The organism is Rhodococcus sp. IEGM 1318 (assembly GCF_033142465.1).
GTDB classification, from domain to species: domain Bacteria; phylum Actinomycetota; class Actinomycetes; order Mycobacteriales; family Mycobacteriaceae; genus Rhodococcus_F; species Rhodococcus_F qingshengii_B.
In genome coordinates this window covers 210,955-230,389 of record NZ_JAWLSC010000013.1, presented here as the reverse complement: position 1 = coordinate 230,389, position 19,435 = coordinate 210,955, and the positions used below count along the sequence as shown (strand labels likewise).

Sequence of the window (19,435 nt, the reverse complement as noted above, 5' to 3'; positions counted from 1 at the left end):
GCAAGCGCCAGTGCCGGGCCGGGCGGCCCAGCCGGGGGGGACCCCCGGGGGGGGGCACTGACGGCTGTGCGCCTTTGTCAACCGCCCGGGTTAAACAATGGCGCACAGCACCGATTAACACTGGCGCACAGCACCGGGGATACTTCTCGGGTGACTGCAACACTGCGCATCAGCGGCCTCTCTGCTTCCCGGGGAGAACGCACCCTGTTCTCCGACCTCGATCTGACGGTGGCGCCCGGCGACGTCATCGGCCTCGTCGGGGCGAACGGCGCCGGCAAGTCGACGCTTCTCACTGCACTGGCCGGAATCGGAACCGCCGACGTCGAGGGTTCGATCATCCTCAGCCCGCCAGACGCTGCGGTGGGTTACCTCGCGCAGGAACCCGACCGCATCGAGGGCGAGACCGTCCTCGAGTTCCTCGGCCGACGCACCGGCGTCGCGCACGCCGAAGCGGTTATGAACACCGCGGCCGAAACGCTGGCTGAAGCCGAAGAGGATCTGTACTCCCCGGCGCTCGAACGCTGGCTCGCGCTGGGCGGCGCCGATCTGTTCGAGCGCGCCGAGAAAGTAGTCGAAGAACTCGGACTTGGCGTATCCCTCGACGCTCACATGACGGCACTGTCCGGCGGTCAGGCCGCACGCGCCGGCCTCGCGTCGCTGCTGCTCTCGCGCTACGACATTCTCCTGTTGGACGAGCCCACCAACGATCTCGACCTGCGGGGTCTCGAGCAGTTGGAACGATTTGTCGCCGAGACCCGAGCGGCGTTGGTCGTCGTGAGCCACGATCGCGAGTTCCTCTCGCGCACCGTCACGGGGATCGTGGAACTCGATCTGGCACAACAGGACATCGCCGTGTACGACGGCGGCTACGAGTCGTACCTCGCCGAACGTGAGATAGCCCGCCAGCACGCACGCGAGGCCTTCGAGGAATATGCCGGCACCCGCTCCGATCTCGAAGATCGCGCGCAGATGCAGCGCAACTGGATGGAACACGGCGTCCGCAATGCGCGTCGTAAGGCCAAGGACAACGACAAGATCGGACGCGGATTGCGGACCGAGTCTACGGAGAAGCAAGCCGCGAAGGCACGCCAGACCCAACGTCGCATCGAGCGACTCGAAGTGGTCGAGGAACCGCGCAAGGAGTGGGAACTTCGCATGGAGATCGCGGCGGCTCCGCGGTCCGGATCCGTTGTCGCAACCACGAATGGTGCCAAGGTAACGCGTGGTCAGTTCACGTTCGGTCCGGTCACGACACAGATCGACTGGGGCGATCGAATCCTCGTCACGGGCGCGAACGGGGCAGGCAAGACCACCCTCCTGAACGTTTTGCTCGGCAAACTCGTCCCGGACGAGGGCATCGCGTCCTTGGGTTCCGGTGTCGCGATCGGTGAGATCGATCAGGCGCGTGGATTGTTCGAAGGTGATCAACCAGTCGTGGAGGCCTTCGGCGCTCAGGTTCCGGACTGGGCCGATGCCGATGTCCGTACTCTGCTCGCCAAGTTCGGCCTGCGCGGACACCACGTACTCAGATCTGCCGCTTCCCTGTCCCCCGGCGAAAGAACAAGGGCTGCACTTGCTTTGCTCCAAGCTCGCGGCGTGAACCTACTGGTACTGGACGAGCCGACGAACCACCTCGACCTTCCGGCGATCGAACAACTCGAGCAGGCGATGGAGTCGTTCGAGGGAACCCTCCTCCTCGTCACTCACGATCGACGCATGCTCCAATCCACCCGCAGCACGCGCCGGTGGCGGATGGAGAACGGACAACTCTTCGAGGAGTAGCCAACGGCGCTGCTTGCGCAGAAAACCCGCGTGTGCAACTATTTATCAGGCGTGCGCAATAGTTGCATGCGCGGCATAGGTGGTTCACGGGCGGCACGATCGCCCGTCGGACCGCCACAGCCAGTCCTGAAAGGCGCTCTTCAATGTTGTCGATCCCCGACCGCACACTGACTCACGGAACCACCGGCGAGCCGATCACCATCCCACAACTCGGGTACGGCGTTTTCCAGGTACCGGACGCACAGACCGAAGAGGTCACTGCCACCGCTCTCGAGATCGGTTACCGCCACATCGACACGGCCGCAATTTACGGAAACGAAGCCGGTGTCGGCCGCGCCATAGCTAGTTCGGGTGTTCCGAGGTCAGAGCTTTTTGTCACCACCAAGTTGTGGAATGACGATCAGGGCCACGACCGAGCGCTCGCCGCGTTCGACACGAGCCTCGACACGCTCGGCCTCGACTTCGTCGACCTGTATCTGATCCACTGGCCGGCACCGGCAAAGGGCCTGTTCGTGGAGACGTGGGCCGCTTTCGAGGAGATCCTCGGCTCCGGCCGTGCCCGTGCGATCGGCGTGTCCAACTTCCTGCCGGAGCACCTCGAACTGCTGGCCGAGCACAGCTCGATCACCCCGGCCGTCAACCAGATCGAATTGCACCCCAGACTGCACCAGCGCACTTCACGGGAGTACGCACAGAGTCGCGGCATCGAAATCGAGGCATGGAGCCCACTGGGACAGGGAACTATCCTCGACGACCCGACCATCGGGAAAATCGCTGCCGCACACGGAAAGAGCCCAGCGCAGATCATTCTGCGCTGGCATCTCGAACAGGGACACACCGTTCTGTCGAAGTCGGTTACACCTGCCCGCATGCGCGACAACGCCGCAATCTTCGACTTCGCACTCGATACCGACGAGTCAGCTGCCATCGCGGCGCTGAACACCGACAGCCGTGTCGGACCCGATCCAGTCGAATTGAACTGAATCGAAACGGCTTCAGGAATTTTCGTGGGGAGTCAAAGTCAGCAGCACAGAATCGACGGACTGCTCGGCCAGGAGCGCGTCCAGCGGTAAGTGACGGAACAATGCTCGGTAATAGATCGGCGACGCCAGGGCATCCAGGACGAAGTCCAGGTCGAAATCGCTCCGAATGTCGCCGCGTAGCCGCGCCGATTCCAGCACTGCCGCAGTGGAATCGCGTCGTGGCTGAAAGAATGCCGACTGGAAATCCCGCGCCAATTCCGGGTCCGCCGCCAGATCCGCAACCAACGCGGGCAGGATCCGCCCAACTGTCGTTTCACTCAGCCCCACAACCAATGTCGTGATGCCGGCGACCAGGTCTGCCCTGAGATCGCCGGTGTCCGGCGTTGGATCAGTGCCGATATGCGCCACGACGACGTCGACCACCAGATGCCGCTTCGACGGCCATCTCCGGTAGATGGCGGGTCGGTGCACGCCAGCTCTCGTCGCCACCGAACCGATCGACAGCTCCGCATAACCGTTCTCCCCCAACAACTCCAGGGTTGCCGCCAGTACGGCGTCGTCGATCCGCTCGTCGCGGGCGCGCACCATCTACAGCACCGGTCGCGGCATGAGCACCAGACGCCAGCCGTCGGGATCTTCGAAAGTCATCCCCGCATTCTCCTCCCAATACGGATTCTCGGCGCCAACGGGTTCGTGCCCTGCTTCACCCAACCGCTGAACTACCTCGTACATCGCCGACTCGCCGGCGAAGTAGAGCACCAACAGGTTGTCCTGCGTCGGCGCCGGGCACGGGCTTCCGTCTTCGTGGGTCGTGAATTCGAGGTGATAGTTCGAATCCGGCAGCCCCAGCATGATTCCGTCGTACCCGGCATGACCGGAGAACCGGTAGAGCTCTGGCAATCCCAGACAGTCGCGATAGAACGCAATCACGTCGTCGAGCCTGTCGGTGGGTCGCGCTATGCGCACTTGCACTACTGCGAGGTCGTTCGGCCAAGTTGTCATATCCAAACGATACAGTACGTACCGTAATGTTTCGAGCACAGGCCCGGCCGCCCCTCCACAGCCGACCTCGCGATGCCTACAAACGATCATTCTCCGGAAACGCCGCTTTGGGCATGAACTTCGGCCTGGCGAACAACACCGACAGCTTGGTGGGCTGCGACTCCACCGGGCGATCGGACCGGTACAACAACGCCTGCTGTGGGGTGCTCACCCATTCACTGGCGAAGATCTCACCGAGGCGCGAAACCGGCACGTGCGACCCGTCCTCGAGTCGAACGGTGACGTCACCCGTGGTGTCCGATTGGCCGTAGACGACCCACCATGACTCACCTTCGACATCCCCCGGAGTGTGCTGACCGATACCGAGGACGGCACCTTTCTCCATCGGATCGCGCCAGAGCGGTTCGCGCCCTTGCGGTCCCACGCTGTAGCTACCGTCCTCGCGCACCTGCACGACCAGGCGGGACTTCTCGAGCACCAACTGTTCGACCACCATGCGAAGCCCCTTCCACTGCCCGAACCTTATCCGCCGGCATCACCCAGAAGCGGGACAATCGCGGTTCGTGTTGACAAACTGTTGGGTTTTTACAACACTTTGATGCATGAGCCCAGTCCGGCGGGGAGACGCGCTCCCTATCTTCAATCGCATCGGAGTGCTTCGCGCCGAGCGGAAGATGAGTCGGGCCCAGCTTGCACAACTCGTCGACGTCAATCCGCAGACGGTGGGGGCACTCGAACGCGGCGACCACTACCCCAGCCTGGATCTTGCATTTCGGATCTGCTGGGTATTCGACCTACCGGTCGAGGCGGTGTTCTCGCGGACGGAGTTCGGGCCGCTGTCGACGGAGGTCTACCGATCTGACCGCACTACCGAGGGGAGTGAAAAGCCAAGTGCCTGAATCAAATCTGATCGACCGCTACCAGGCCCACCGCACTCGGCGGTTCCTGCAGAACGAGGAGACGTTCCGACATTGGCTCCCGAATTGGCGAACCCGTCGACGTCGGCGCGTACTCGTCGTCGCCCTCGGAGTCCTGTTCACCACGATGGTTGCCGTCGGCATAGCGTGCCTGTTCAATCCGCTCTTCGCGGTGGCATGGCCGGTCCTCACCCTATTGTTCCTGCCGACGTGGTCCTCACTTCAAATCGTGTCGGGCCGGCAAGGGGATGCTCCGCGGCAGGCTTTGGACGAATGGGAGATCCAGCAACGCAACGACGCTCGCTCCGTCGGGCTGAGCGTGACCCAAACGTTGGTGTTCATTGTCGCCATTTTCCTCATTTTCACCTCGTCAGTGCAGTGGAATGTAGAGAGGCTGCCTTACACGGGAGGTTTATTGGCACTGACTGCAATGCTGATCGGCGCGTGCACGCCCGCGATGATTCTCTCGTGGACCAATCCAGACCCGGATCCGATCGATTCGGAAGAGTTCGACCTCTGAACCGTATTACCGAAGCGCACCACTCGACCGATGGGAAGGACCCATGTCAGCCACCCTCACGATCGACGGCATCTCGAAACGCTACGGCGACGTCGTTGCACTCGACAACCTGAGTTTCGAAGTCCGCCCAGGCGAGATCTTCGGATTTGTCGGCAGTAACGGCGCCGGCAAGACGACCACGATGCGCATTGCGTTGGGTGTGCTCGGAGCAGATTCGGGCGAAGTTCGTCTCGGCGGCAAACCCGTCGACCTCGACGTGCGTCGCACTATCGGATACATGCCGGAGGAACGCGGCCTCTACCCCAAGATGAAGGTGGGCGCGCAACTCTCCTATCTGGCCGAGCTACATGGCCTCTCGAAAGCCGACGCGCATGCGGCCACTGAGCGGTGGACCGAACGTCTGGGCATCGCCGAACGCGTCAAGGACACCGTTGACTCCCTCTCCCTCGGTAATCAGCAACGAGTGCAGCTTGCAGCGGCGCTGATTCACGATCCCTCGGTACTCGTTCTGGACGAACCGTTTTCGGGCTTGGACCCGGTAGCGGTCGACGTCATGAGTGACGTGTTGGTCGAGAAGGCTCGCACCGGTGTTCCCGTTATTTTCTCGAGCCATCAGCTGGATCTGGTGGAGCGCCTGTGCGATCGCGTGGGCATCATCAGCCGCGGCAGCATGCGAGAGATCGGAACTGTCGACGAACTACGAGGCAAGGGGGACGGCCGAATCGAAGTCTTCGCCCCTGACGCTCCGGTCGGCTGGGCACACCATCTGATCGGTGTCACCACGCTGAGCCACCTCGACGGTCGAACACTCCTGAGCGTCGACGGCACCGCCGACGATCAGCAAATCCTGCATGCAGCGTTGAAAACCGGTCCGGTGCACGAGTTCACGCTACGACGTCCGTCACTGACTGATCTGTTCCGAGAGGTAGTGGCCGCATGAGCAACCAGTTGAGTGGAGGTCGAGCCATCGGGTTGGTCGCTCGACGCGAATTCATGACGCAGATCTCGAAGAAGAGTTTCGTGATCAGCAACGTCATCATTCTGGTCGCGATCATCGGCGGCATCATTGCCTTCTCACTCTTTTCCGGTGGCGACGAGGACAAGTCGAAGATCGGCTTGGTCGGCAACCAGTCGCTCAGTGCCACGATGGTGTCCATCGGCGACACCCTCGGAAATCCGGTGACGGTGACGGAGGTTTCCGACGACGGGACCGCGCGTGATCAGGTCAAGGACGGCGACCTCGACGTGGCCGTAATCGCTGGATCAGGCGGCGGCGTCACTGTTGTGACCAAGAAGGAAGTGCCCACGAATCTGCGGGCCGTCATCGAGAGTTCCGTTGCACAACAGGCACAATCGAATGCGCTTTCCGCTGCAGGGATCGATCCGGCCCAACTCGCCGAAGCCACGTCCACTGCTGTGGTCACCATCGATGCCATCGATCCCCCGGATCCCGAACAGGGCCAACGCATAGCGATGTCGATCGCTGCCGTGGTGCTGCTGTACATGCAGATCTTGCTGTTCGGAACGTACGTGGCGATGGGCGTCGTCGAGGAGAAGTCCAGTCGCGTCGTCGAGTTGCTGCTCTCCACTCTGCGTCCGCTGCAGTTGTTGTGGGGCAAGGTTCTCGGAATCGGCGCTGTCGGCCTGATTCAGATGGCTGCTTATGCTGTCGCGGGCGTCGCCACCGGATTGGCGACGGGCGTCCTGACCGTGACGGGCACCGCGATCGGTGTTCTGTTCGGCACTCTCGGGTGGTTCATTCTCGGCTTCCTCTTCTTCGCCGTGCTGTACGCAGCGGCCGGGTCCATGGTCTCGCGACAGGAGGACGTCAATGCCACCGCGATGCCACTCGCGCTGCTTGTCATGGCAATGGTCAGCGTGGCTTTCGTCTCGGTGAGCAATCCAGAAGGAACCCTGAGCAACGTCCTGAGTTGGATTCCGCCGTTCTCGGCGATCCTCATGCCCCTGCGCATTTCCGCCGGTGTTGCTTCACCTTTCCAGATCGTGGGAACCATTCTGCTGATGCTGGTCGTGACTGCTGCACTGTCGATGATCGCGGCAAAGATCTACCAGCGCTCCATCCTTCGCATCGGCAAGGTCGTTTCATGGAAAGAGGCGTTCGGACGCTGATTCTCCGGCGCACAACTGGCGCCACGCGACCCCGGCAGCACCCCGTCCAGGTAGGTTCATCCTGGACGGGGTGCTGCTTACTTGGAGGACGTTGTGCGAATCTCGGCCGAAGAACTACTCACTGCGGTACTCGATCCCGAGAGCTTCGCCTCCTGGGACTCCCCGCCCGTCGACGTCGGGCCCGGCCCGAAATACGCGGAAGACCTGGCGAAGGCCCGCGAGAAAAGTGGAGTGGACGAGTCCGTCGTCACCGGTGTCGGTACAGTTCGGGGCCGTCGGGTCGCGGTAATTGCCTGTGAATTCAGCTTTCTCGCCGGTTCCATCGGAGTCGCCGCGGCCGAGCGGATCGTGACTGCCGTCGAACGTGCTACGGCAGAACAACTCCCGCTGCTCGCCTCGCCCACCTCTGGCGGAACGCGGATGCAGGAGGGCACCGTCGCCTTCGTTCAGATGGTGAAGATCGCTGCGGCAGTGGCCGTTCACAAAGCGGCACACCTGCCTTACCTGGTTTACCTGCGCAATCCCACCACCGGCGGGGTCTTTGCCTCGTGGGGATCCCTCGGTCACATCACCGTCGCGGAACCCGGTGCTCTGGTGGGATTCCTCGGACCCCGTGTCTACGAATCGCTCTACGGCGAAAAGTTTCCCGACGGCATCCAGACGTCCGAAAACTTGTATCGCAACGGCGTTATCGACGGCGTCGTACCCGTCGACCGCCTCCGTCTGCTGGTCAATCGAGCGTTGTGCGTGCTCACCGATCCCCCGGCTCCGGCGACCGCGGACCCGATTCCCTCACCCGAGATTCCCGATGTTCCCGCCTGGCAGTCGGTGATGCTCTCGCGCCGGGCCGATCGACCAGGCATTCGGCAGTTGCTCCGCCATGCCGCGACCGAACAGGTACCGCTCAGCGGCACCGGGCAGGGTGAAACCGACACGACGATCTTGCTCTCGCTCGCCCGCTTCCGAGGCTTTCCGTGCATCCTGCTCGGCCAGGACCGCAGTGGCCAATCCGCGCTCACCACGATGGGACCGGCCGCGCTTCGTGAAGCCAGACGGGGCATGAAACTTGCCGAAGAACTACAACTCCCGCTTGTCCTCGTGATCGACACTTTGGGCGCGTCGCTGTCCAAGGAAGCCGAGGAACGTGGACTGGCCCCTGAGATCGCCCGCTGCATCGCCGACCTCGTGACGCTGAAGACCCCGACAGTGTCGGTGTTGCTCGGCCAGGGGACAGGCGGCGGGGCTCTCGCGCTGCTGCCCGCCGATCGGGTGCTCGCGGCACAGAACGGGTGGCTCGCTCCCCTGCCGCCGGAAGGCGCCAGCGCGATCGTCCATCGCGACATCAGTCACGCACCGGAGATGGCCGCCGCGCAGGGCATTCGTTCGTTGGATCTGCTTCGAGACGGCGTGATCGACGCGATCATTCCCGAAACGCCTGACGCGGCCGACGAACCCGTGGAATTCTCCAAGAGGGTAGGGGCTGCGATAGCGCACGAGCTCTTCATGCTTGCCGAAGAGTCGGACACCGATCGCCAGTCCTCCCGTATCGCGCGCTATCGAAACCTGGGAGTTCCGCAATGACGACGAAGGACCGGAATGCGCTGACGCTGCCGCACAGTTACGACCGCGCGGCACTGGCTCGTTTCGAATTGTTCCTGTTCGCCGGCGTCGCGACCGTGCTGATCACCCGCGTCTATCTGGCAGCAACGGGCTATCCCCAGATCGGGGGCGGCGCCCTCCACATCGCACACGTTTTGTGGGGCGGATTGCTGTTGGCCGTCGCCATCGTCGCTACCGCCATCACCGAAGGCTCTCGCACGCGTGACCTGGCGACCTTCGTCGGCGGAATCGGATTCGGCCTCTTCATCGACGAGGTCGGAAAATTTGTCACCGCCGACGTCGACTACTTCTACCAGCCTGCCATCGCGATCATGTACGTCGTCTTCGTACTCTTCTATCTGGCCGCGCGCGAGGTGGTGATTCGGCGCGGTATGAATGATCGTCATCGGCTCGCCATCGGCGCGCGAGCGCTCTCGGACCTCGCACTCGGCCAGCTCGACGAGATCCAGTACAACCACGCCCTCCGAGTGCTCGACGGCGTCGAAGACCGCAGCCTCACGGACCTCGTCGACTCGATCAAGGCCGGCCTGCACACACAGACTCCGCCGGTAGGCGGTATGGAATCGAAGATCACTCGTGGCCGCAATGCCTTCTTCCACCGCGCCGAGGAACTGCTCCGACACCGTGTCGTCCGCCGACTGGTACTGACCCTGTTCGTACTGCAGGCTCTTCTGGCGATAGTCCAGGTGATCTACGCGTTGGTGTCCGAGAACGTCGTCGAGGCCGACGACGTCTCCGATCTGGTGGTCCAGATCTCCACCGTCGCAACCGGAATTCTTGTGGTTCTGGGAGTGTGGTTCCTCTTCCGAGGTCCGTACCTGCGAGCCCTGAGGCTCCTGCGTGCATCCCTCATCGTCAGCCTCCTTGTGACGCAGGTGTATCTGTTCACACAGGACCAGCTCGGCGCGCTGTTCGGATTCGCAGTGTCACTGTTCATGCTCGCGACTCTTCGCATCGCGATTCGAAGCGAAGAGGCCGCCGCAGCTCTACCGCAGTAATCCTCTACCGCAGTGAGACCGCAGGCCGACTCGGTAGATCGCGGATCCCGCGGAGCGGGCTGAAGAGCAGGACCAATCCGCACGGCGCGATCAGGCAGGCCATGATCCACATTGCCCCGCGCAGTCCCACCGCGTCGCCGAGGTATCCTGCCGCCAGAGCACCGAGCGGAATGCTGCTGTGCAGCAGGAACATACTCGTTGCCACTACTCGACCGAGACGGTCCGGCGGACAGTAACTTTGACGGAAACTGCCGAGCACCACGTTGCACGACACGACGCCCGCAACCATCACCATGCCACCGGCACAGAACCAGAACAGGCCGGCACCGTACGTCGTCAGAGGTGCCAACAGGATGAACGGTCCCGTCACCAACTGACAGATCAGAACACTTCGGGCAGTGCCGAATCTGCGGCCGAGCGGTCGCGCGATCATCGATCCGACAATTCCGCCCACCCCGGCAATCGCCAGGAGAAGCCCGAGTCCGAACTCCCCCACACCAACCGTCTTTTCCAGGAACACGATCTGAATCGTGGAGTACCCGGTGAGACCGAAATTGAGCAGAGTGCCGTAGACGACGATCGACCGCAGATACGGATCAGCGGCGACGAATCGCAGTCCGAGCGCTATCTGGCGCCGCAACGGCTCTCGGCCGCCGAGCCCGCGATCAACCGTTTCCTGCGCACGAATCAGCCAGATACACACGAAGCAGAAGACGAAGGTGAACGCGTCGACCAGCAGACCGGCAGCGAGCCCGACCGTCGCTACCAACAGCCCGCCGAAACTGGGGCCGATCACCCGGGTTGCTGCCTCGGCGCCCTGAATCTTCGAGTTCCCTTCGACAAGATCCGCTTCGGCAAGCACCGTGGGGAGATACGCGTGGTAGGCCGCCTGGAAGAAAACGGTGGCGGTGCCGGTGAGCAGCGCAACCAGAAGCAGGTGGCCGTACGTCACCGCCCCCATGAGGCCCGCAATCGCGACGCTCGCGAAGAGCACCGCGCACGCAGCGTTTGCGATCATCATGATCGGACGGCGGCGCAGCCGGTCGATCCAGGCACCGGCAGGTAATCCGACGATCAACCACGGCAACCAGACCGCCGAGGCCAGCACACCGATCTGGAAGTTACTCGCGTCGAGTTCACGAAGCGCGATCAGAGGCAGTACGACGGTCGTGACACCGTTTCCGATGCCGCTGACTGCGTCGCCGGTCCACAGAAGTCGGAAGTCACGCTGAGCGAGGACTCCCCAGAAGCCTGCGCGTTGCGCTGCACCTGTCACATCGATCCCCCTTCCAATCCCTGGCCTATCCCGCCCCACCCGCACACACCACTGACCGACGGGACAGGCCCGCCCGGCGCAAAGGGACGGTACCCGCACCGCTACTGAGGCGCACCACACTGACGGTGACCTAAGGTGTTTCAGGTCACCAGTAAGCGAAGTTCACGAGAGGACACACGTCGATGAGCTCTTCTGAGCAGGCGTCCCACACCACGTATGCCGACGCATATCGCGAGAGCATGGATCAGCCGGAGAAGTTCTGGCTCGACGCTGCGCGTGCCGTCGACTGGGATGTCGCCCCAACGAGGGCTCTCGACGATTCCGCCGCACCGATCTATCGCTGGTTCCCGGATGCTTCGCTCAACACCAGCTTCAATGCACTCGATCGGCACGTCCGCGACGGCCGCGGCGATCAGACCGCGTTGATCTTCGACTCCGCGATGGTCCCCACCAAGGCCACGTACACCTACGCCGAACTCCTCGAGCAGGTCTCGCTCTTCGCCGGTGTCTTGAAAGATCAGGGCGTCGTGGCAGGTGACCGAGTCATCATCTACATGCCGATGATCCCCGAAGCCGCGATTGCGATGCTCGCGTGTGCGCGTATCGGCGCTGTGCATTCGGTGGTGTTCGGCGGCTTTGCGGCCAAGGAACTCGCAACCCGTATCGACGACGCCGGTCCAGTGGTGCTCGTGACGGCGTCCGGTGGCCTCGAGCCGGGACGAACCATCGAGTATCTGCCGATGGTCGAGAAGGCTCTGCAACTGTCGGCTACGCCCGCGCACACCGTGATCGTGAAGAATCGTGAGCAGATTCCCGGCGCCGCTGCCGACTACAAGTCAAGTGCCGCAGCCTGGTTCGATTGGGACGAGCTGATCGCCGACGCCACCGCGGCCGACCCGGTGTCGGTCGCCGCGACGGATCCGCTCTACATCCTCTACACCTCCGGAACGACCGGCAAGCCCAAGGGCGTCGTCCGGGACAACGGTGGCCATGCCGTTGCGCTGACGTGGACCATGAAGAATCTGTACGACATCAGCCCAGGACAGGTGTGGTGGACCGCCTCCGACGTCGGCTGGGTGGTCGGCCACTCCTACATCGTCTACGGACCTCTGCTCGCCGGAGCCACGACGGTCATGTACGAAGGCAAGCCCGTCGGGACCCCCGACGCCGGTGCCTTCTGGCGCATCATTTCCGAATACAACGTGTCGGCACTCTTCACCGCTCCGACAGCGATCCGCGCGGTCCGCAAGGCCGACCCGGACGCAAAAGAGCTTGCCAAGTACGACATCTCGTCGCTCGACACACTGTTCGCTGCCGGCGAGCGCTTGGACCCCGACACCTACGAGTGGGCTACTCGGATTCTCGATCGCCCGGTGGTCGATCACTGGTGGCAGACCGAAACCGGTTGGGCCATCTGCGCCAACCTGCGCGGCCTCGAACCCATGGCGATCAAAGCAGGCTCCCCCACCGTCGCCTGCCCTGGATACCGCGTCGAAATCGTCGACGGCAAGGGCGAACTCGTGGGTCCGGGCACCGAGGGCAACATCGTGATCGGCCTGCCGCTTCCTCCCGGAACGCTCGCCGGACTGTGGCGTGACGAGGACCGTTACGTGAAGTCCTACCTGTCGACATTCGAAGGCTACTACCTCACCGGCGACTCCGGATACATCGACGAGAACAACTACGTCTTCGTCCTCGGACGTAGCGACGACGTGATCAACGTTGCCGGACACCGCCTTTCGACCGGAAGCATGGAGGCTGTCGTCGCCGGCCACCCGGCCGTCGCCGAGTGCGCCGTCATCGGCATTCACGACGAACTCAAGGGGCAACGGCCGAGCGGCTACGTCGTGCTCAAGTCCGGCGTCGACATCGATCCCGAAACACTCCGACAGGAACTGGTCGCGCGGGTGCGAGACCAGATCGGTGCCGTCGCCACGTTCCGGGACGTCACAGTCGTCGCGGCCCTGCCGAAGACGCGCTCCGGCAAGATCCTCCGCAAGACCATGCGGCAGATCGCCGACAACGAGGAGTACACGGTCCCGTCGACCATCGAAGACGCGAGCGTACTGGACGAGTTGTCCAAACTCCTTCGCGGATAAGGATTCAGCGAATTCCCCTGCCTGTCTGACTCCGGACGTAGCAGTATGAACACGTTCCAGTTCTGGCGATTCACACGGGCAGGGGAAGTTCGATGGGCAATTTGGACGGTCAGGTCGCATTCATCACCGGAGCGGCGCGTGGTCAAGGGCGCGCGCATGCCGTCAAGCTCGCATCCGAGGGCGCGGACATCATCGCGGTGGATCTCTGCGCGCCGGTCGCCACGGCGGGCTACGACATGGCCACCGAGGCCGACCTCGCCCAGACCGTCGCCCTGGTCGAAGCTCAGGGCCGGCGCATCGTCGCGTCCGTAGCGGACACTCGCGACCTCGATGCCCTGAAATCAGCTGTCGACGCCGGAGTCGAGGAACTCGGCCGACTGGACATCGTGATCGCCAACGCAGGCATCGCGGCGTCGGCAAAATTATCCTGGGACTTGAGCGCCGAAGAGTTCCGCGAGCTGATGGACATCAACGTCACGGGCGTATGGTTGACGACCAAAGTATCGATTCCGCACATCATGAACGGCAATCGAGGTGGATCGATCGTGTTGATCAGCTCGATGGCCGGGCTTCGAGGCGTGCCGGGTATCGCACACTATTCCGCGTCGAAGCACGCCGTTCGGGGGCTGGCGAAGTCTCTGGCCAACGAACTCGGCTGGGCGGACATTCGGGTCAACTCCGTACACCCGGGCAATGTGCGAACGACGATGATCGACAACGAACCGATGGTTCGTGCGTTCCGTCCAGACTTGGAGAATCCTGTCCTCGCCGATACCGCTCCGATCATGTCGAAGCTGAATCTGCTGCCCCACCCGTGGGTCGACCCCGAAGTGATTGCGGATGCGGTGTTCTATCTGGTGGGGCCGGCCGGGCGCGGGATCACCGGGATCGCCCTACCGATCGATCTCGGCACCTCGGAAAAATTCGCCGGCGGCTGAAGGCCCGAACTGATGCAGAATTGCCTCTGCCGGATGGGTCTCGAGCACCATCCGGCAGAGGCAATTCCGGCTTGATCAAGCCTTCGTAGCAACAGAACAAGTAGTCGACAACCTCATAGGCGCTCCTCGTCTGGCGTGGGAAAAACCGTTGTGGGATGCGCAACAAACCCAAGACCCAGCGTAGAAGCATTTGGCCGCAAACGCGCGTCATTCGGCACTATTTTTTTGGATTCGGGCATACTGGACAACGCTCCCACCACGTATTATGGACCCGAGTTCACACTTACAGGGGGTAGGCACAGTGACGGTCAAATACGCCGTAATGGACCCGATTCACGGAAAAGTCGAGATCTCGTTCGATGTCGACACGGGGGTCGTCGACGTCCGAAACGGCAACTCACACGCTCTGTTGACGCGTCGAGTCGATTCCCCACGCCGTGAAGGTACACCCATCGGAACGCGCGCCGCCGCCGACTTGTTCTTCACTGTCGGTGGCGACGAAGTCGAACTCACTGTCGGCAAAGGGTTTCTGTCCCGTCGCTCGTACTCTGTCTCGGCACTCGTCGACGGCGTGAGTTTGAACTTCGCCCCAGTCGACGACGCGAACAGTGCCTTCACCCGCGACGGATTGCGGATCGGGCTCTTCTCCAAGAACGAGGAATCCGATCCTAGGCAGACCGACGCAGTCTGGTCGAGCATGCCGAGCACCGACGAACTTGTCATCGGATACGCCCTGGCCGAAGCCTTCGATTGTGGAGCACTCAACGGGGCTTTTGCGTTGATCGAATCACTGGTGCTCGGCGGCGGATAGAGACCACTCAGAGCAGGTGGATTACCAGCAGAACAACGGCAATAGCTGGGAAAAGCATCTGCACGACGGCTGCGCGGGCTTTGTCGGGAGACGAGAGAATCAGCACCAACCCCGCGGCAACCATCGATCCTGTGCCTGCCAGGACGAGGGCAATTCCGACCGACGCGGAGCCGGTCGCCGCAATCACGATGCCGACCGCCGACACGATCGCCAGGAAAAGATTGTAAAAGCCCTGGTTGAAGGCGAGCGGCTGCGTGGTGATCGCCTCTTCCTCGGACTTCACGCCGAACGCGGCGCGGGTCTTCGGGGCCGTCCAGAGAATCGATTCGAGGACAAAAATGTATACGTGCACTGCTGCGGCCAGTCCCGCGAAGATGTAGCCGGCGACGTTCATCGGTGAGCTCCTGTTGCTTCGAGTGAATTCTGTATCGTTCAGTCCAATATATACTGGACCGAACGATACAGAAAGAGCGAGGCTTTGATGGGCAGATCACAAGAATTCGACACAACAGCCGTGGTCGCTGCCGCGTTGGACGTCTTCTGGGCACGCGGATACGAAGGCGCCTCACTCGGCGACCTCGAATCCGCGACGGGGCTGAGTCGGTCAAGTCTCTACAACTCGTTCACCAACAAGCGCGGATTGTTCGACGCCGCCGTGCAGATGTACCTCGAACATGTCATCCGGCCACGTCTGCGCAGCCTCACTACGAATCCGGGACCGGACGTCATCGACGACTACCTTTCCTCGCTGGAACAAGCGATCGGCACCATGACCGCCGACTCACCGCGGCGAGGTTGCCTACTTCTCAATACTGCTGCCGGACTCGGCGCGCACGATGACGCGGCGGCAGCCGTGATCCGCGCTTATCGGCAAGAACTTGCTGTTGCCATTCGCAGCGGGCTACAAGCCACATTTCCGACCGAGACAGACGCTGCCCTGACGGATCGCACTCGAATCCTTCTCTCCTGCAACGTAAGTGCACTAGTCCTCGCGCGAGTTGATACCGAAGAGGCGATCGCAACTCTGAAATCCGCGCGCCGACTGAACGCAGAGTGGCAGAGCCGGAACATGTAGCTCGCATCGTTACCCACAATCGAACGGGTAAGCAATGATGCTTCACATGCCCAAGTTGACTACGCCCGCGATCGCCAGTGGCTATCTCGGGGGGATAGACCAACCCTCGATCCACGTCGGGACTTCAGCGATTCTCCGGCCGTGGACCTACGACGACGCCCCGGCTGTCGTGGAAGCCTTTCGAGATCCGTCGATTCAGCGTTGGCACGTACGCCGCGCCGACTCGATCGACGAAGCACGGAATTGGCTCACCCAGTGGCGAGACGGGTGGGCAAGCGAATCCGAATGCCATTGGGCGATTGCCGCCCCCGAGACGAATGAACTCCTCGGCCGAATCACGGCAAAGGGGGTGAATTTGTGGGACGGCACTGCTGAGCTCGCGTATTGGATGACGCCAGCGGCGCGCGGCCGCGGACTCTGCACCCAGGCTGTAACCACACTGTCCGAGTGGGCATTCCGCGATGCCGGGTTTCACCGCCTGGAACTCGAACACTCGATCCACAACCCACGATCGTGCCGAGTCGCCACCAAAGCAGGGTTCAGCGAAGAAGGTGTTCGACGAGGCTCCGCCAGGCATGCTGACGGCTGGCACGACATGCACGTCCACGCCCGCCTACGCAGCGATCAACCTTCGACAACGACCCGCGCCGCGAGGGCAAGTGTCTGATCCACCAATTCCGCAACGCGCTGCGGCGCGACCGGTTCGAGGTCGAACAGAATTCGGTAGATGATCGGCGCCACCACGTGGTCCACTACCGAATCACCATCCACGGCGGCAGCTTCCGGCCAACGTGCGAGGATCACGTCGATCTGCGTTCGACAGAAGAAGGCGCACTTGAACTTCTTCGTACCGTCGGGCGCGTGCGTCTGATCGTCGCTCATCAGCACATCTCGCAGCGACGCGCGACCGACGGGCGCGGACATCTCCTCGAGATATTCCTGCGCCCAGACCGTCAGATCTCCTCGGAGTGAACCCGTTTCGCGAGGGTCGGCGTCCGGACGCAATCGCTCAATCGAGACATCGGCAAAAACTTCGTTGATGTCGCCCCAACGCCGATAGATGGTCGACGGGGTCACTCCCGCATCGGTCGCGATCATCGGCACCGTGATCTCGGCTCGATCACGCTGTTCCAGTAACTTGCGCGCCGACGCGTGGACGGCCTGTTGGATACGCGCACTGCGGCCACCGGGGCGCGGACCTGCGGACGGACTCATGATTCCAATACTAACGCAAAGATGTTGCATTAGGATACGGCCAGGCGTAGCGTCCCAAAAGCAAAGCATTTGCGTTTGAAGTCTTCATCACCCGCACGGGAAGCGCCACGACAATGACAACGACCACTTCACCACCGGCCGAGAGCACTTCGCGCCCACGCTTGGGGCGAGGCGTCGCTTTCACACTCATCGCCGTCATCATCGCCACGTTCCTGGGCGCCTCCGCGACCCCGACGCCGCTGTACGAGCACTACCAACAGTTATGGGGATTCTCCTCGCTGGCGTCGACGCTCGTGTTCGGCATCTACGCTCTCGCATTGCTCGCCACGCTCTTGACCGCCGGATCCCTGTCCGATCACATCGGCAGGCGCCCGGTCCTGCTCGGAGCACTCGCGCTCGAGGCAGTCTCGCTTGCACTGTTCGCCTCGGCCGACGGTTTGACCATCCTGCTCATCGCCCGGGTCGTACAGGGTGTTGCCACCGGCGCCGCAATCAGCGCTCTGGGTTCGGCGTTGATCGACCTCGAACGCACTCCTGGCCGCGGATCGATCATCAACAGCGTCGCTCCGACCGTGGGACTTGCCCTCGGAGCCGTGGGTTCGAGTCTCATCAGCGAGCACCTGCCACGACCCACCAGCACTGTCTACCTGGTCCTTCTCGTACTGGTCGTTCTCGAAATCCTCGGGGTTTGGGCCGCTCCCGAGACTTCGGGCGGTCGCCCCGGAGCTTGGCAGTCGCTACGCCCCACCCTTGCTGTTCCTCGCGAGGCCCGAACCATGATTGCGCTCACCGCACCGTGCCTGATCGCGGTCTGGGCACTGGGCGGTTTCTACCTCTCACTCGGACCGGCGCTGGCGCGCAACGCACTTGACGTTCACAGCTCGCTCATCGGTGCCATCATGGTCGCAACACTGACGGGATTCGGAGCCGCAGCGGTGCTCACCTTCCGCAAACTCGGCGGCCGAACCGTGATGCTGATCGGAACCACCGCATTAGTGCTCGGGGTGGCCGTCACACTCATCGGTGCTGAAACATCCTCTGCAGTATTGATTCTGGTCGGTACGGCTGTTGCCGGGATCGGCTTCGGAGCAGGATTCCAGGGAACCATCCGCACTGTCATGCCGCTGGCCGAGAACCACGAACGCGCGGGGTTGTTGTCCACCGTCTACGTCATCGCATATCTGGCCAACAGCCTTCCGGCATTGCTGGCCGGCTACCTGGTCGGCAAGGTGGGGTTGGTGGATACGACGCGTGGCTACGGAGCACTCGTCATGGTTCTCGCGGCCGCCGCACTGATCGGTCTGCTGGTCACCGGCGAGCGAAAGGTCGAAGCTGTCTCCGTGTCGGAGTAGGTGTCCCCCGATCGGTGGACACACCGTTCCTCCTGCACAGGGTCCAGGGAGTGGACATACGACATCGATCCGCTCCGACATAGTTGTCTTCGAGACAGACAACCGAACGCCCACCCGGACAAGGACATCAACGATGACGAACCCACGCTACGTAGTTGCCGCAATCACGGCTCTGGCCGCTGGTGCCCTCACTTTGGGGTTGAGCGGAATCGCCAGTGCCGGAACCCTTCCCGCGACCGGCAACACCATCACGATGACGATCAGCAACGACACCGAACAGACAATTCATCTCCAAGGCGCCGACAACCCCTACGGACAGTGGATGCAGAGCCCACGCCAGTCGCTCGCGCCCCACGAGACCGAGATCGTCACGGCATACAACCAGGACCCGCGCGGCCTGACCGTCGACGTCGTCTATTCCACTCACGGCGGCGGACAAGCCGTCTTCATGGCCAACGACTATCCGCAGTTCGACACCGACGGAACTCGCACCACCGACCGTGATCACTACTTCATCTCGAGCTACATCGACGGCTACTACCCGAACCTGAGCGTCGGGTACCACCTCAGTGCGGTGTGACTGCAGCAGTCGTCATAAGTAATCCATCTGCCTCTCAGACGCACTTGTTCTTGGACATTCGTCCGGCGCGCGGGGATTGTTGAACACAGCCCCGCACGACCAGGCACACGCTCCGCTGCCGGTGACCCGAAATCAAC

General features: G+C 62.4%; 21 protein-coding genes. 15 read left to right on the top strand and 6 right to left on the bottom strand.

Features of this window, described 5'->3' with window-relative positions; genetic code table 11:
* Positions 1-150: 150 nt before the first annotated feature.
* The gene (locus R4P65_RS26940; RefSeq protein WP_317828785.1) at positions 151-1,782 is read left to right on the top strand and encodes an ABC-F family ATP-binding cassette domain-containing protein; all 1,632 of its coding nucleotides are present in this window, start codon (positions 151-153) and stop codon (positions 1,780-1,782) included.
* 143 nt (positions 1,783-1,925) lie between these two features.
* Complete coding sequence (locus R4P65_RS26935) at positions 1,926-2,765, top strand: aldo/keto reductase (protein ID WP_317828784.1); 840 nt, start codon at positions 1,926-1,928, stop codon at positions 2,763-2,765.
* A gap of 12 nt (positions 2,766-2,777) precedes the next feature.
* Here the strand turns inward: R4P65_RS26935 and R4P65_RS26930 are convergent, their stop codons facing one another.
* The 3 genes from R4P65_RS26930 to R4P65_RS26920 form a co-directional block, all read right to left on the bottom strand.
* Complete coding sequence (locus R4P65_RS26930) at positions 2,778-3,353, bottom strand: TetR/AcrR family transcriptional regulator (protein WP_317828783.1); 576 nt, start codon at positions 3,351-3,353, stop codon at positions 2,778-2,780.
* The gene (locus R4P65_RS26925; RefSeq protein WP_029255991.1) at positions 3,354-3,767 is read right to left on the bottom strand and encodes a VOC family protein; all 414 of its coding nucleotides are present in this window, start codon (positions 3,765-3,767) and stop codon (positions 3,354-3,356) included.
* 76 nt (positions 3,768-3,843) lie between these two features.
* Entirely contained in the window at positions 3,844-4,263 is a 420-nt protein-coding gene (locus R4P65_RS26920; protein ID WP_317828782.1) for a hypothetical protein, read from the bottom strand.
* A gap of 106 nt (positions 4,264-4,369) precedes the next feature.
* On the opposite strand from R4P65_RS26920, the gene R4P65_RS26915 reads away from it, so the two are divergent.
* The 6 genes from R4P65_RS26915 (at position 4,370) to R4P65_RS26890 (ending at position 9,952) form a co-directional block, all read left to right on the top strand.
* Positions 4,370-4,666: a helix-turn-helix transcriptional regulator gene (locus R4P65_RS26915; protein ID WP_019744867.1), complete on the top strand. Its 297-nt coding sequence runs from the start codon at positions 4,370-4,372 to the stop codon at positions 4,664-4,666.
* Positions 4,659-5,204 (top strand): hypothetical protein, encoded by a 546-nt coding sequence (locus R4P65_RS26910; RefSeq protein ID WP_230814474.1) that lies wholly within the window; start codon positions 4,659-4,661, stop codon positions 5,202-5,204. The genes R4P65_RS26915 and R4P65_RS26910 overlap by 8 nt, the downstream gene beginning before the upstream one ends.
* A gap of 43 nt (positions 5,205-5,247) precedes the next feature.
* On the top strand, positions 5,248-6,144 hold the full coding sequence (locus R4P65_RS26905; protein ID WP_317828781.1) for an ATP-binding cassette domain-containing protein: 897 nt from the start codon (positions 5,248-5,250) through the stop codon (positions 6,142-6,144).
* The gene (locus R4P65_RS26900; protein ID WP_317828780.1) at positions 6,141-7,334 is read left to right on the top strand and encodes an ABC transporter permease; all 1,194 of its coding nucleotides are present in this window, start codon (positions 6,141-6,143) and stop codon (positions 7,332-7,334) included. The genes R4P65_RS26905 and R4P65_RS26900 overlap by 4 nt, the downstream gene beginning before the upstream one ends.
* 93 nt (positions 7,335-7,427) lie before the next feature.
* Entirely contained in the window at positions 7,428-8,915 is a 1,488-nt protein-coding gene (locus tag R4P65_RS26895; protein ID WP_317828779.1) for a carboxyl transferase domain-containing protein, read from the top strand.
* Entirely contained in the window at positions 8,912-9,952 is a 1,041-nt protein-coding gene (locus R4P65_RS26890; protein ID WP_317828778.1) for a hypothetical protein, read from the top strand. Before R4P65_RS26895 ends, R4P65_RS26890 begins: the two co-directional genes overlap by 4 nt.
* Positions 9,953-9,956: 4 nt before the next feature.
* Here R4P65_RS26890 and R4P65_RS26885 read toward each other — a convergent pair whose 3' ends face one another.
* Complete coding sequence (locus R4P65_RS26885) at positions 9,957-11,228, bottom strand: MFS transporter (RefSeq protein WP_317828777.1); 1,272 nt, start codon at positions 11,226-11,228, stop codon at positions 9,957-9,959.
* 182 nt (positions 11,229-11,410) lie between these two features.
* Between R4P65_RS26885 and R4P65_RS26880 the strand changes: the two genes are divergently transcribed.
* The 3 genes from R4P65_RS26880 (at position 11,411) to R4P65_RS26870 (ending at position 15,076) form a co-directional block, all read left to right on the top strand.
* Entirely contained in the window at positions 11,411-13,327 is a 1,917-nt protein-coding gene (locus R4P65_RS26880) for a propionyl-CoA synthetase (RefSeq protein WP_317828776.1), read from the top strand.
* Positions 13,328-13,419: 92 nt separating this feature from the next.
* Positions 13,420-14,265 carry a mycofactocin-coupled SDR family oxidoreductase gene (locus tag R4P65_RS26875; RefSeq protein WP_317828775.1) on the top strand — a complete coding sequence of 282 codons (846 nt, stop codon included), beginning with the start codon at positions 13,420-13,422 and terminating at the stop codon, positions 14,263-14,265.
* Positions 14,266-14,566: 301 nt separating this feature from the next.
* Positions 14,567-15,076, top strand: a complete 510-nt coding sequence (locus R4P65_RS26870; RefSeq protein ID WP_317828774.1) for a hypothetical protein — start codon at positions 14,567-14,569, stop codon at positions 15,074-15,076.
* A 7-nt stretch (positions 15,077-15,083) separates the two neighbouring features.
* On the opposite strand, the gene R4P65_RS26865 is transcribed toward R4P65_RS26870, so the two are convergent.
* Positions 15,084-15,470 carry a DUF1304 domain-containing protein gene (locus tag R4P65_RS26865; protein ID WP_030535390.1) on the bottom strand — a complete coding sequence of 129 codons (387 nt, stop codon included), beginning with the start codon at positions 15,468-15,470 and terminating at the stop codon, positions 15,084-15,086.
* Between the two features lie 87 nt (positions 15,471-15,557).
* Here R4P65_RS26865 and R4P65_RS26860 point away from each other — a divergent pair, with 87 nt between their 5' ends.
* A complete protein-coding gene (locus tag R4P65_RS26860) occupies positions 15,558-16,151 on the top strand; it encodes a TetR/AcrR family transcriptional regulator (RefSeq protein WP_317828773.1) in 594 nt (197 codons plus the stop codon).
* Between the two features lie 46 nt (positions 16,152-16,197).
* On the top strand, positions 16,198-16,818 hold the full coding sequence (locus R4P65_RS26855) for a GNAT family N-acetyltransferase (RefSeq protein ID WP_230814483.1): 621 nt from the start codon (positions 16,198-16,200) through the stop codon (positions 16,816-16,818).
* Here the strand turns inward: R4P65_RS26855 and R4P65_RS26850 are convergent.
* Positions 16,776-17,366 carry a TetR/AcrR family transcriptional regulator gene (locus R4P65_RS26850; RefSeq protein ID WP_230814484.1) on the bottom strand — a complete coding sequence of 197 codons (591 nt, stop codon included), beginning with the start codon at positions 17,364-17,366 and terminating at the stop codon, positions 16,776-16,778. The two genes, R4P65_RS26855 and R4P65_RS26850, sit on opposite strands and share 43 nt — an antisense overlap.
* Before the next feature lie 113 nt (positions 17,367-17,479).
* Between R4P65_RS26850 and R4P65_RS26845 the strand changes: the two genes are divergently transcribed.
* Both R4P65_RS26845 and R4P65_RS26840 read left to right on the top strand, forming a co-directional pair.
* A complete protein-coding gene (locus R4P65_RS26845) occupies positions 17,480-18,718 on the top strand; it encodes an MFS transporter (RefSeq protein ID WP_317828772.1) in 1,239 nt (412 codons plus the stop codon).
* 133 nt (positions 18,719-18,851) lie between these two features.
* Positions 18,852-19,298 (top strand): hypothetical protein, encoded by a 447-nt coding sequence (locus tag R4P65_RS26840; protein WP_317828771.1) that lies wholly within the window; start codon positions 18,852-18,854, stop codon positions 19,296-19,298.
* The last annotated feature ends 137 nt before the right edge of the window (positions 19,299-19,435 follow it).

Excerpts from the sequence above, each read along its gene's own strand:
- R4P65_RS26935 (WP_317828784.1), top strand. The coding sequence starts at position 1,926 with ATGTTGTCGATCCCCGACCGCACACTGACTCACGGAACCACCGGCGAG.
- R4P65_RS26930 (WP_317828783.1), bottom strand. The coding sequence starts at position 3,353 with ATGGTGCGCGCCCGCGACGAGCGGATCGACGACGCCGTACTGGCGGCA.
- R4P65_RS26925 (WP_029255991.1), bottom strand. The coding sequence starts at position 3,767 with ATGACAACTTGGCCGAACGACCTCGCAGTAGTGCAAGTGCGCATAGCG.
- R4P65_RS26920 (WP_317828782.1), bottom strand. The coding sequence starts at position 4,263 with ATGGTGGTCGAACAGTTGGTGCTCGAGAAGTCCCGCCTGGTCGTGCAG.
- R4P65_RS26915 (WP_019744867.1), top strand. The coding sequence starts at position 4,370 with ATGAGCCCAGTCCGGCGGGGAGACGCGCTCCCTATCTTCAATCGCATC.
- R4P65_RS26905 (WP_317828781.1), top strand. The coding sequence starts at position 5,248 with ATGTCAGCCACCCTCACGATCGACGGCATCTCGAAACGCTACGGCGAC.
- R4P65_RS26900 (WP_317828780.1), top strand. The coding sequence starts at position 6,141 with ATGAGCAACCAGTTGAGTGGAGGTCGAGCCATCGGGTTGGTCGCTCGA.
- R4P65_RS26890 (WP_317828778.1), top strand. The coding sequence starts at position 8,912 with ATGACGACGAAGGACCGGAATGCGCTGACGCTGCCGCACAGTTACGAC.
- R4P65_RS26880 (WP_317828776.1), top strand. The coding sequence starts at position 11,411 with ATGAGCTCTTCTGAGCAGGCGTCCCACACCACGTATGCCGACGCATAT.
- R4P65_RS26875 (WP_317828775.1), top strand. The coding sequence starts at position 13,420 with ATGGGCAATTTGGACGGTCAGGTCGCATTCATCACCGGAGCGGCGCGT.
- R4P65_RS26865 (WP_030535390.1), bottom strand. The coding sequence starts at position 15,470 with ATGAACGTCGCCGGCTACATCTTCGCGGGACTGGCCGCAGCAGTGCAC.
- R4P65_RS26860 (WP_317828773.1), top strand. The coding sequence starts at position 15,558 with ATGGGCAGATCACAAGAATTCGACACAACAGCCGTGGTCGCTGCCGCG.
- R4P65_RS26855 (WP_230814483.1), top strand. The coding sequence starts at position 16,198 with ATGCCCAAGTTGACTACGCCCGCGATCGCCAGTGGCTATCTCGGGGGG.
- R4P65_RS26850 (WP_230814484.1), bottom strand. The coding sequence starts at position 17,366 with ATGAGTCCGTCCGCAGGTCCGCGCCCCGGTGGCCGCAGTGCGCGTATC.
- R4P65_RS26845 (WP_317828772.1), top strand. The coding sequence starts at position 17,480 with ATGACAACGACCACTTCACCACCGGCCGAGAGCACTTCGCGCCCACGC.
- R4P65_RS26840 (WP_317828771.1), top strand. The coding sequence starts at position 18,852 with ATGACGAACCCACGCTACGTAGTTGCCGCAATCACGGCTCTGGCCGCT.